Raw genomic sequence first — 11402 nt, forward strand, 5'->3', positions numbered from 1 at the left:
CGTCTGGTAAATGCAAGCCAGATGAGCATAGTCAATCTTTCCATCATTTAAACTTGTCTCCAAGTCGGGCATTCCTGACTCTCCGCCTTCGGAGAAGAGCATGCCCCCCCGAAACTTTCGCGTGCCAAGAAGATTACTTCGCAAAGAAATTCTCTTTCTTGCTGCCGGGGGATTCATACTTACCGCCCAGGCAGGCACGCCGCCGAGCAACGATTCCTTCGCGGATCGCACGAACCTTTCTGGGCGGTCGGTCGTCGTTTCGACATACAACACGTATTCGACTACAGAGCCGGGGGAGCCCTCCATCGGCAAGTTGATTGCGACAAAATCCCTCTGGTGGTCGTGGACAGCACCCTATACCGGCCTGGCGAATTTTAGCACTTATGGCAGCGGTTCTCCGCTCGCACTCGGCGTCTTCCTCGGGAACTCCCTGAAATCGCTAAGCACCGTAGGCATCTCGAATGCCACACCCTGGACGCTGCGTTATTACTCCTCCTATCCCTTTTACTATTCCTATCAGCGCATGAACGGCGATGCTGTGAACGTGCCGGTGCGCAGCGGAGAAACCTACCAGATTCTCGTCGCGGAGCCCGTCTTCGCGAGCGATACCGCAGACTCCACAAACCACGTCGTGCTGGGCATCAATCAAGCTCCCGCCATCCTCTCCGCTGGCTCTGTGAATGGAGCATTGAGCCAGAGCCTTTCCTATCAAATCAACGCGAGCCACGCGCCTGCAAGTTACAGCGCTCAAGGCCTGCCGCCAGGCTTGTCACTGGATGCTTACACTGGGCTTATTAGCGGAACCCCCACGGCGACCGGCGTGTTCGACGCCACGATTTCTGCGACGAATCCCGGAGGCACGGGCAGTGCAATTGTTCGCTTCGAGATCGCGAAGGCAGATACCACTGCGCGCGCGCCGGAGCTGGCCTGGGGCTACGCCGTTGCGGATGGCACGGTGGGACAAAGTTTCAGTTACTCTTCCATCAGCGCCAAAAATACACCGACGGAATTTACAACGGACTCCCTGCCGCCCGGATTGACTTGGTATGTGAGTTCCCTCGGCTCGGCGACGGCTTCTGCTTACCCCTCCGGCACGCCTACTCAAGCCGGCATTTTCAAAACTACGGTTCGCGCCGCAAACGCCGTCGGCTCCGCGGAAGCATACGTGACATACCGCATTCGCGAAAAGCCGCCCGTGCCGGTGCTGCAAAGCGCAGCCGCTGCCTATGGCAAGGTAAGGACGTCCTTTTCCTATTCGCTGTATGGGAGCAACATGACGGACGGCACTTACGAGTGCGGGACGCTGCCAGCTGGGCTGCAAATGTCCACACTCGGTTCCATTTCCGGGACGCCGACCGAGGCCGGCACCTTCGAAATTCCCGTCAAGGTGACCAATGCCGCCGGCTCCACAACTGGCACGCTCACTCTCAACATCGCGGCAGCGGATGCTGCTCCGCCGCCTGTCAAAGCTCCCGTCATTACAAGCCCCGCAGGAGCCAGTGGCAATGTGGGCACCTCCTTTTATTATGCGACCAACGCCAACACCCCGGGCGCGCAATACACGGCGAGCGGCCTGCCGGACGGCCTGACGATCAACCCGACCACCGGCGTCATTTCCGGCTCGCCCAAAGCGAGCGGAAATTACACGGCGACCATCACCGCGAGCAACGAGCTCGGCACGAGCACGACGACGCTGACTCTTTCCATCGGCATCCAGAGCCTCTTTGGCCTTAGCTCGCCGACCATGGCAAAGGGCGTCGTCGGCAAATCTTTCAGCTACCAGCTCATGGCCGGCACTCCCTCCTATCCTGGTCCCTCATATTCTTCGAGTTCCTTTAAAACCACGGTGCCGACTGCAGCCCTACCTCCAGGCCTCAGCTACACCCCTTCCAGTTATCAATCTTATCCCTATTACAATTTTCTCGGGACCATCACCGGCAGACCGACGACACCCGGCATTTACCGCGTGCCAGTCACTACGGTTTATCAAAATCTCACCGCTCAGGCAGTCCTTACGATTGTCGTCTCGGAGACAGTCACCCAGCCTCCGATCATCACCAGCTCGGCTTCGGCCCAAGGAAAGGTCGGTCAGAGTTTTTCCTATTCCACCAGCGTATCCAATTACGCCGGAAGCTACGCGGCGAGTGGTCTCCCAGCCGGATTGAGCATCAATGCCAGCACGGGAGCGATTTCCGGCACGCCCACACAAACGGGAACCTATGTCGTCGATCTCTCCGCAACGAACGCGGTCGGCACGAGCCACGCCAAGCTTACGATCTTCATCGGCCCCACACCCACGGGAACGTTTTACTCCAACACAGCCTACGAAGGGACTGTTGGCATCTCGCTTTCCATCTGGATCAGTTATTCCAATCCCACTTCCGACACGCCGACCTACGCAGCCGAGGATCTGCCACCCGGGTTGCAACTCTCAGCCACCGGTTACATCTCCGGCACCCCCACTACTGCAGGCACCTATCCTGTCACCATTTCCGCCACGAATGCCGGAGGCACGACGAGCATCGTGCAGACGTTCCTCATTCACGCTGCGCCCAAGCCGCCAGTCCTCACCAGTGACCTCATGGCTACGGGCAATGTCGGCGCGTCATTTTCCTATTCCCCTTACACTTCCTCGGCGGGATCAGTGACTTACGAGTTCGGCCAGATGCCACCCGGCTTGACGGTCAGTAACGGCTGGATCTCTGGCAAGCCAACTCAGTCGGGGACCTACGAGATTCCCATCATAGCTGCAAACGCGGGTGGCTCGACCTCCGGCGTCCTCACGTTGAAAATCGGGCCGCCAGTGCCACCAAGCCTGTCCACAACTGTCTCTGCACTGGCGCCGCGCGGACAAAATTTTTCCAAGTCGTTTTACCCCTCCAACACCACGAGCGCCTCGGTCTCGGGCACGTTGCCGGCGGGCATCACCTTCAACGCGCAGAATTTTCAGCTCTCGGGCACGCCGACCGAGAACGGCGTCTTTCCCCTGGAAATCATACTGAACGGCCCGGGCGGCACGATCACCGTGCCCTTCACGCTCTATGTCACGCCACCGCCGCTACCAGTGGTCACCAGCTCGCTGATCGCGAATTTTAGCTCTTCGACTTACAGCTATTTTTATGCGGACAACTACCCGACGGCTTTTTCCGCACAGGGTCTGCCGACGGGGCTCACTTTTTCTAACGAATCCAGCTACGCCTACGCCTATAAATCCGGGGGCTTCGCGTCTCAAGGGCTGGTTCCTGCCACGATTACAGCGACGAATTTCACCGGCTCCAGCTCGGCAGTCGTCCATTTCACGAGCAACTCGAACCTTCAGTATGATTTCGGCAAGGCGATGGCGGAAGGCATCGTGGGCGAAGCCTTTTCTTATACGCTCTACTCCGGCTCGAACACCTTCATGACGGGCCGCGCGTATTTCGCGACAAACCTGCCTCCGGGCCTCGCCATCGACTCCACGACCGGAAAGATCACTGGAACACCCACGACGGCAGGCACCTACGCCGTAAATATCACCGCCACCCACAGCTCGTATGTGTCGCTTTCGTTCACACTCATGATTCGCGTGAAAGCTACGCCCGAGCTTCTTGTCATCACGTCGAACAACGTGATCACCGCTACGCCCGGTCAGTCGATAAGTTACTGGATAGAGACATCCGGAAAGGCCACCAGCTACGCGCTCACCCCCATTCCGCCGGGCCTCACCTTTGATTCCACCACGGGAAAATTGAGCGGCACGCCCACCACGGCCGGGGAATACAAAGTTCAGGTCAGTGCCACGAATGCCGCCGGCACGCGCTCCGCGAATGTCCTTGTGCGAATCGCCACGACACCCGCGGCGCCGATCTTTTATTCGGATCTGAGTCTCCAAGGCTCGGTCGGCGATAGCTTCAGCTCGTATCTCTCGGCGTCGGACAGTCCGACGAGCTACGCGGCAAGCGGGTTACCGCCGGGGATCACTCTCAAGACATCGACGGGCGAGCTCTCCGGCACGCCAACGGCCGCCGGAACTTATCTCGCACAAGTCCAGGCCGTGAACGCTGGCGGCACGACGACCGCGAAGCTCGCCTTCGTTGTTCTGGAGCAGCAGACCCCTATCATTTCCACCGACACCGAGCAGATCGGCACAGTGGGCGACTCCTTCTCTTGCACACTCTCGGCTTTGCACACACCGACCTCCTTCACGGCCTCAAACCTCCCACCCGGGCTTTCCCTGGATTCCGCAATAGGTAAGATATCTGGAACGCCGACTCAGGCCGGAGATTATCTCGTGCCCGTGATGGCATCAAATGCGACCGCCTCCGGAGCCGCGACGCTCACTCTGCGCATTCAACCTCGCGTTCCAGGTTGGTTGTCCTCCGCGGCGGCAGCGCAAGGTCTAGTGGGCGAAAAGCTCTCCATCTCGCTCTATGCCTCGCAGTCGAACTCGACATTTTCCGCCGAGAACCTTCCCGATGGCCTTTCGCTATCGTCCGCTGGCACGACCATTACCGGCATTCCTACGGTTGCAGGCCAATACGAAATCCCCGTTCATGTGAAGCGGGGCGACACGGAGACCACCTCGATTCTTTCTCTTACCATCGCCGCAACGCCCACGGCGCCACCGACCATTACCAGCGCGCTCACGGCATTCGTCGGCTCCGGCTATAGTTACACCCTCTCAACCACAAACCTCCCCACTTCTCTCGGGGTCGAAAATCTGCCGACCGGCGTCACATTCGATCCCACAACCGGCGTCATCTCCGGCACTCCGAAAACCTCTGGTGCCACGGACATCACCATCACAGCCGACAACGCTATAGGACAAAGCACAGCGACCGTGCGACTCGTCACCATCGCGCCGCCCACATCCATCGTCACCACGAACGCGAATATTTATGCCACCGCAAGCATGGCCTTCGCTTACCCAATAGCGTTGAGCACCGAGGTTTACGACCCTTTCTCATATTACTACTACCCACCCTACTTCCCCTACAGTGGCCCCACGGCGTTGCCTCCGACAATTACTGCGCGCGGCCTGCCGCCGGGCATGTTCTTCAACCCCCTCACGCAGCAAATCGAAGGCACCGCCACTGCGGCCGGAGATTATTCCGTGGAGCTGACCGCCAGCACGGCTCTCGCCGAGACCACCACGCATATCACGCTTCACGTCAGCGAATCTCCCTCTGCTCCCTCGTCAACACTTCAAGTTTCCTCGGGCCTGGATCTCGACACCTTCGGCGCCGTGGGCTCGACTTTCTCACTGAATATCTTCCCCGTCGGCCTGGCCACGGAGCTTGTCTCTACCGAACTGCCGCCCGGCATCGTTCTCTCGAAGGAATACGGTATCTCGAACGGCTTCCGCACGCTTATTGGAAAACTCTCCGGCAGCCCGACGAAATCCGGCGTCTATCCCGTAAAGTTCACGTTCTCGAACGCGGAGCAAAGCGCCAGCGCCATCGTGACCATTGTCATTCCCGAAGTGCCCGAACTTCCCGTCTTTTCGGGAGCTGTAGCCGCCTCCGGCACGGTCGGCAAAAACTTCTCCTACTACATCGGCGACGGCTCCGGCTATCTCCTCAACAACGCCGCCACCGCATACGGCCTTGCCGACGCGCCGCCCGGCCTGAAATTCGATCTGCAATCTCACCAAATCACGGGCACCCCGACGCAGCACGGCACGTTTTTCGTTCCGGTCTCCCTCACAAATGCCGGCGGCACCACGGAGGCGACCCTCACGATCTCGATTGCCAGCGAAGAACCCGCAATTCCCCAGATCATCGGCTCAAGCGGCACTTTACAGGCTGGTGAGGTCGGCTACATCGGCGAGACATTCACCCTTTCTCTTAAGGCCGACAGCCCCCTGGCCGATCTTACAATCTCGAATCTTCCCGCGGGCCTGATCCTCCAGAAAAAAGCCGATGGTTTCTGGACGCTTACCGGCACTCCGACGAAAATCGGCACGTCCCATCTTCTCCTCACGGCCACAAACGCTGCCGGCACCAGCACGATCCCACTCACGCTGAATGTCCGGAGCCTTGACGAGAGCACGCCGCTCCCTCCACCCGAGCCCAGCCCAGCCTCGACGCCGAAGCCGATTGATTCGACTCCTCCCAGTTTGGTCGTTCAGAGCCCCAGCCTCGTCCTCACGAAGAAGTCGTCACTGCTCGTGCGGGGTCGCGTTCTGCACAGGAAGTCCGGAATCACGGTGACGGCACGCTGGGTCAACACTCTTCCCTGGCGGAAAATTCGCGTCTCTCCATCCGGCAAATTCTCCGTTCTTGTGAGTCCGTTACCCAAAGGTCTCTGCATATTGACGATTCGTCTGGAAAATTCGTCCGGCAGGAAAAGCGTAAAGAAAATCAAAATCTACCGCAGCTGAGCCGGCGTCTTACTTCTGATACGACGCGCCGAAGTATTTCGCGCCAAGCTTGTCGAAGTAGCCGGCTTCAAAAAGGAGCAGGAGCTGCAAGTTGATCGGCTCGCGCAGCGGACTGCTCTGCGACACCGCGAATCCGTAGTTCACGGGATCGAAGACCGGGCCGACTTCGCGCACGGGAAGCCGCGGATTCATGAAATCGAAGTATTGCACCACCGGGGCGTCGCCGACCACGCATTGCACCTTGTACTTGAGCAGGTCATCGACCGCCGCATCGAGCGTGGGGAACGCCGAGTAGTTGAGATTGTGGAGCCGGGCGTAGGTCTCGCTCTGGGAACCGGTGACGAGGCCGATCGACTTGCTCGGCAAATCCTCGGGGCCATGGATGTGGCCCTGGAGCAGGTCCGCAGTCATCGATGCCGAGAAAATACTCTGCACGTAGACCACCACGAAGAGGCTGGCGACCATCCAGCCCACGAGCACGAGCCGGCCGAGCACGCCCGAAAAACCTTTGTAGGACGATTTGCCGAGCACGAGCCCCATCACGTAGTAGAAGGACTCCGCGAGCCCCGCGCCGCGGGTTTGCGGAAAATCGGGATTGTGCCGCCGCTCGAAGGCGGCCACCACGAAGGTCGCGAGGATCACACCCAGGAAGACACCGCCGAGCACGCGCAAGTGCTCCGGCGCGCACAAGCGCGCAAAGACCTTGGCGAGGTGTCCGTGCTCTTCGTTGACCATGATCTGCAGGCCCGCGCGGTAAAAAGGCTGGGAAAACTCCACGCGCTTTTCGCGCTCGCTCGTGATGCTGGTGTCGCCTACGACGATGTCACATTGGCCGGCGGCAAGGGCTTCGATCGCGGCGTCCATCGTCTCGAAACGCTGGAACGATCCCGCCGGCCAGCCATTCGAGGCTGCCACGCTCTGCCAAAGCTCGATCGAGAATCCCTCGAGCTGACCATCCTTTGCGGTCATCACGAACGGCGGCGAACCTGCGACCGCCACGCGCAGCGGAGCCGGCGATGGTGACGGAGCGGGCGTCTGCGCCCGGGCGGTGAGGCAGGCAAGAAACAGGCAAAGGCAGAAAAGGCCGCGCGTCATGAATTCGGCGGCATGCTGGCGGATTTTCCCCCGCCCGAAAAGTCGGGATTGGCGACCGCCCCTCCGCGCCCTACCCTCCAGGCTCCCCCCAATGAAACTTTCACACGCCCTCCTGCTCGCGGCCGCCGTCGCGACGACGACCGCCTTCCTCGCCGCCCCCGACGCCTCGTTTCCGGTGACGATCACGGTCGACGCCGCAAAACCCGTCGGCGCGATGAAGCCGATCTGGCGCTTCTTCGGCGCGGACGAGCCGAACTACGCCACGATGAAGGACGGCAGGAAGCTCCTCGCGGACATCGGCAGCCTCCGCCCCGGCGACACCTATTTCCGCACGCACAATCTCCTGTGCACCGGCGACGGCACCCCCGCCCTCAAATGGGGCAGCACGAATGCCTACACCGAGGACGCCTCCGGAAATCCCGTTTACGATTGGAAGATCCTCGACGAAATTTTCGACACCTACCTCGAGCGCGGCGTCCGCCCCTTCGCGCAGATCGGCTTCATGCCGAAGGCGCTCTCGATCCACCCGGAGCCCTACCAGCACCACTGGAAGCCGGGCCTGAAATACGGGGAGATCATCACCGGCTGGGCCTACCCGCCGAAGGATTACGACAAATGGCGGGAGCTCGTTTACCAGTGGGTGAAGCACTGCGTCGATCGCTACGGCCGCGCCGAGGTCGAGAAATGGTATTGGGAAGTCTGGAACGAACCGAATGGCTCCTACTGGAAGGCGACGCCGGAGGAGTTCTACAAGCTGCACGACTACGCCATCGACGGCGTGCGCCGCGCCCTGCCCACCGCGCGCGTCGGCGGTCCCGACGTCGCCGGCTCCGGCGGCAAGTTCATGGACGGCTTCCTTAAGCACGTCGTCAGTGGCAAAAACTACGCGACCGGCGAGATCGGCACGCCGACGGACTTCCTCGCCTTTCACGCCAAGGGGTCGCCCACGTTCGTCGACGGCCATGTGCGCCTTGGCATCGCGAACCAGCTGCGGACCATCGATGACGGCTTTGCAAGAATCGCCGCCATTCCCGAGCTGAAAACCAAGCCCATCGTCATCGGGGAGTCCGATCCCGACGGCTGCGCCGCCTGCCAGGGCCCCCAGCTCGGCTACCGAAACACGACGATGTATTCCAGCTACACCGCCGCCGTCTTCGCCCGCAAATACGAGCTCGCCGACCGCCACGGAGTCGATCTCGACGGAGCGCTCACCTGGGCCTTCGAGTTCGAGGACCAGCCCTTCTTCGCCGGCTTCCGCGTGCTCGCCTCGAATGGCATCACCCTTCCCGTCTTCAACGTCTTCCGCATGTTCCGCGAGATGGGCGGTCAGCGCGTCGCCGTCGAAAGCACCGCAGGCGTTCCCCTCGACGCCATGATGAAGGACGGCGTCCGCAAGGCGCCCGACGTGAACGCCCTCGCCAGCCTTGAAGACCACAAACTTGCCCTTCTCGTCTGGCACTACCACGACGACGACATCGCCGGCCCCGCCGCCGATGTCACGCTCGACCTCACGGGCCTCCCCGCCGGGGCGAAGAAGGCGAAAATCCGCCAATTCCTCATCGACGAAACCCACAGCAACGCCTTCACCGCGTGGAAGAAACAGGGCTCACCCGCCGCGCCGTCCCCGGCCCAATACGCCGAACTCGAGGCCGCCAGCCAGCTCGCCTCGGTCACGCCGCCAGCCCTCGCCGCCGGCGAAAAGAATCAACTCACGCTCAAGTTTCCCCTGCCCCGCCAGGCCGTCAGCCTGCTCGTGCTCGAGTGGTAACCGGCGCTTGACGCCGCAGTGCCGCTGCGCGTGACTTCTCTCGATGCCGGAACTCGGGAAAACGTTGGTCATCGCAGGCCTCGCGCTCGCCGCCATCGGCGCGCTCCTGTGGCTCGGCCGCGGCTTCCGGCTGCCTGGCGACATTTTCGTCCAGCGCGGCGGCTTCAGCTTCGCCTTCCCGATCGTCACTTGCCTCGTCATCAGCATCGTGCTCACGATCCTGCTGAACATCTTCCGCCGCTGAGCATGCCGCGCCGTGTCCTTCTCCTGCCCATCGGCAGCTCCGGCGACGTGAATCCTTTTCTCTGGCTCGGTCGATTGCTCCGCGCCCGCGGACACGAGGTCACCGTCGTGGCGAATCCCGTCTTCGCCGACGCCATTCGCGCGCTCGGGCTTCGCCACATTCCCTTCGGCGACGAGACGGAGTTCCGCTCGCTGCTCGATCACCCCGATGTCTGGCATCCGCTCAAGGGACCGCCGCTCGTGCTCCGCTTTGCCGGCGAAGTCACCGGGCGCCACTTCGATCTCATCGCATCGGAGATGCGCGACGGCGACCAGCCACTCGTCCTCGCGCCAGCCACCGCCTTCGGCGCCCGCCTCGCCCGCGAGAAATTCGGATTCCCGTTGATCAGCGTCCATCTGCAGCCCTGTATTTTCCTCAGCGTGGGCGACACGCCTCTCGTCGGCCGGGGTCTCGACTGGATCCGAAAACTCCCATCGGGACTCAAGCGCGCGGTCTTCGCGCTCATCCGAGCCCGCATCGGCCGGGAAGTGAATCCCGGCGTGCGCCGCGCCTGCAAGGTCGTCGGCATCCCGGCCCCGCGAAACGCCTTCACCGAGTGGTGGCAATCCCCCGACGGCGGCCTCTGCCTCTGGCCCGAATGGTTCGGCCCGCCGCAGCCCGAGTGGGGTCCACAGGTCGTCAACGCCGGCTTCCCGCTCTACGATCTCGCGGACCAGATCGCTCTGCCGCCCGCGCTCGAGGCCTTCCTCACAGCCGGCCCGCCGCCCCTTCTCTTCACCCCCGGCACCGCCATGTCGCAGGGCACGCAATTCTTCGAGACCGCTTTGGCAGCATGCCGGCGCGGTGGCCATCGCGCCATCTTCGCGACGAAATTTCCCGACAGGCTTCCCGCGAACCTTCCCTCGGAAATCTTTCACGCCGCCTACGTGCCATTCAGCACGCTCCTGCCGCGCTGCGCGGCCATCGTCCACCACGGCGGCATCGGCACCACCTCGCAGGCCCTTGCCGCCGGCATTCCGCAGCTCATCCGTCCGTTCTCACACGATCAGCCGGACAACGCCTCCCGCGTGCAGCGGCTCGGCGTCGGCGAAGCCATCCGACCCGACGACTTTACCGAGGCCCATCTCACCCGCACCCTGGGCGCCCTCCTGACCAACGAGCCGCTGAAATCCCGCGCCGCCGCCCTCGCCACTCGCCTCCGCGCGGAATCCGCCGCCGATCGCGTCTTCACCGCCCTCGCCTCGCATCTTCATGCCGCCTGAAGATTTTCCCATCGCCGATTACCTCGCTCGCATCGGCTACGCAGGCCCGCTCGAGCCCGCGCCGTCTACTCTCTCCGCGCTCCACCGCCACCAGATCCTCGCGATCCCCTTCGAGAATCTCGATCCACTCGGCGGACGGCCCGTATCCCTCGAGCCGTCCGCCCTCGTTGAGAAACTCATCCGGCAGCGACGCGGCGGCCATTGCTTCGAGCTGAACGGTCTCTTCCTGCTCGCCCTCACCGCGCTCGACTTTCGCACCCGTCCGCTCTGCGCGCGCGTCCTCATCTCGCCGGGGCACTACGGCCCACGCACGCACCAGATCACGCTCGTGGAATTTCCGGACGGTCCGTGGCTGGCGGATGTCGGCTTCGGCGGCAACGGCCTCATCGAGGCGATTCCGTTCGTCGCCGACCGCGAGTTCGATCACGGCCACGACCGCTTCCGCCTCGTCGCCGACGCGGCCTACGGCCACCGCCTCGAGCACCGGCTCCCCAACGGCTGGCGAACCAGCTACGCCTTTTCGCTCGATCCCTTCCTCCCTGCGGACTACCGCGCTCTGAATTTTTTCATCTGCCGCTCGCCGGACTCGTTCTTCACGCGGCTCCCGCTCTGCGTGCGCACCACGGAAACCGAGCGCCACATCATTCTCGCGAACCAATACAAGATTCGCCC

The 11402-nt window shown here is 62.1% G+C and carries 6 protein-coding genes; 5 read left to right on the plus strand and 1 reads right to left on the minus strand.

Annotation, left to right across the window (positions count from 1 at the left end):
• Positions 1 to 100 precede the first annotated feature (100 nt).
• Positions 101 to 6361 carry a putative Ig domain-containing protein gene (locus VIM61_15925; GenBank protein ID HEY8901901.1) on the plus strand — a complete coding sequence of 2087 codons (6261 nt, stop codon included), beginning with the start codon at positions 101 to 103 and terminating at the stop codon, positions 6359 to 6361.
• A gap of 9 nt (positions 6362 to 6370) precedes the next feature.
• On the opposite strand, the gene VIM61_15930 is transcribed toward VIM61_15925, so the two are convergent.
• Positions 6371 to 7456, minus strand: coding sequence for a transporter substrate-binding domain-containing protein (locus tag VIM61_15930; GenBank protein HEY8901902.1), 1086 nt, complete (start codon positions 7454 to 7456; stop codon positions 6371 to 6373).
• 91 nt (positions 7457 to 7547) lie between these two features.
• Here VIM61_15930 and VIM61_15935 point away from each other — a divergent pair, with 91 nt between their 5' ends.
• The 4 genes from VIM61_15935 to VIM61_15950 form a co-directional block, all read left to right on the plus strand.
• Entirely contained in the window at positions 7548 to 9224 is a 1677-nt protein-coding gene (locus tag VIM61_15935) for a hypothetical protein (protein HEY8901903.1), read from the plus strand.
• Between the two features lie 43 nt (positions 9225 to 9267).
• Complete coding sequence (locus VIM61_15940) at positions 9268 to 9468, plus strand: DUF2905 domain-containing protein (protein HEY8901904.1); 201 nt, start codon at positions 9268 to 9270, stop codon at positions 9466 to 9468.
• A gap of 2 nt (positions 9469 to 9470) precedes the next feature.
• Positions 9471 to 10730 (plus strand): glycosyltransferase, encoded by a 1260-nt coding sequence (locus VIM61_15945; protein HEY8901905.1) that lies wholly within the window; start codon positions 9471 to 9473, stop codon positions 10728 to 10730.
• Positions 10720 to 11402, plus strand: a 683-nt coding sequence (locus tag VIM61_15950; protein HEY8901906.1) for an arylamine N-acetyltransferase, incomplete at its 3' end; no start/stop codon positions are given. The genes VIM61_15945 and VIM61_15950, both read left to right, overlap by 11 nt.

This window comes from Chthoniobacterales bacterium, from assembly GCA_036569045.1.
Lineage (GTDB): Bacteria > Verrucomicrobiota > Verrucomicrobiia > Chthoniobacterales > JAATET01 > JAATET01.

Excerpts from the sequence above, each read along its gene's own strand:
- VIM61_15925 (HEY8901901.1), top strand. The coding sequence starts at position 101 with ATGCCCCCCCGAAACTTTCGCGTGCCAAGAAGATTACTTCGCAAAGAA.
- VIM61_15930 (HEY8901902.1), bottom strand. The coding sequence starts at position 7,456 with ATGACGCGCGGCCTTTTCTGCCTTTGCCTGTTTCTTGCCTGCCTCACC.
- VIM61_15935 (HEY8901903.1), top strand. The coding sequence starts at position 7,548 with ATGAAACTTTCACACGCCCTCCTGCTCGCGGCCGCCGTCGCGACGACG.
- VIM61_15940 (HEY8901904.1), top strand. The coding sequence starts at position 9,268 with ATGCCGGAACTCGGGAAAACGTTGGTCATCGCAGGCCTCGCGCTCGCC.
- VIM61_15945 (HEY8901905.1), top strand. The coding sequence starts at position 9,471 with ATGCCGCGCCGTGTCCTTCTCCTGCCCATCGGCAGCTCCGGCGACGTG.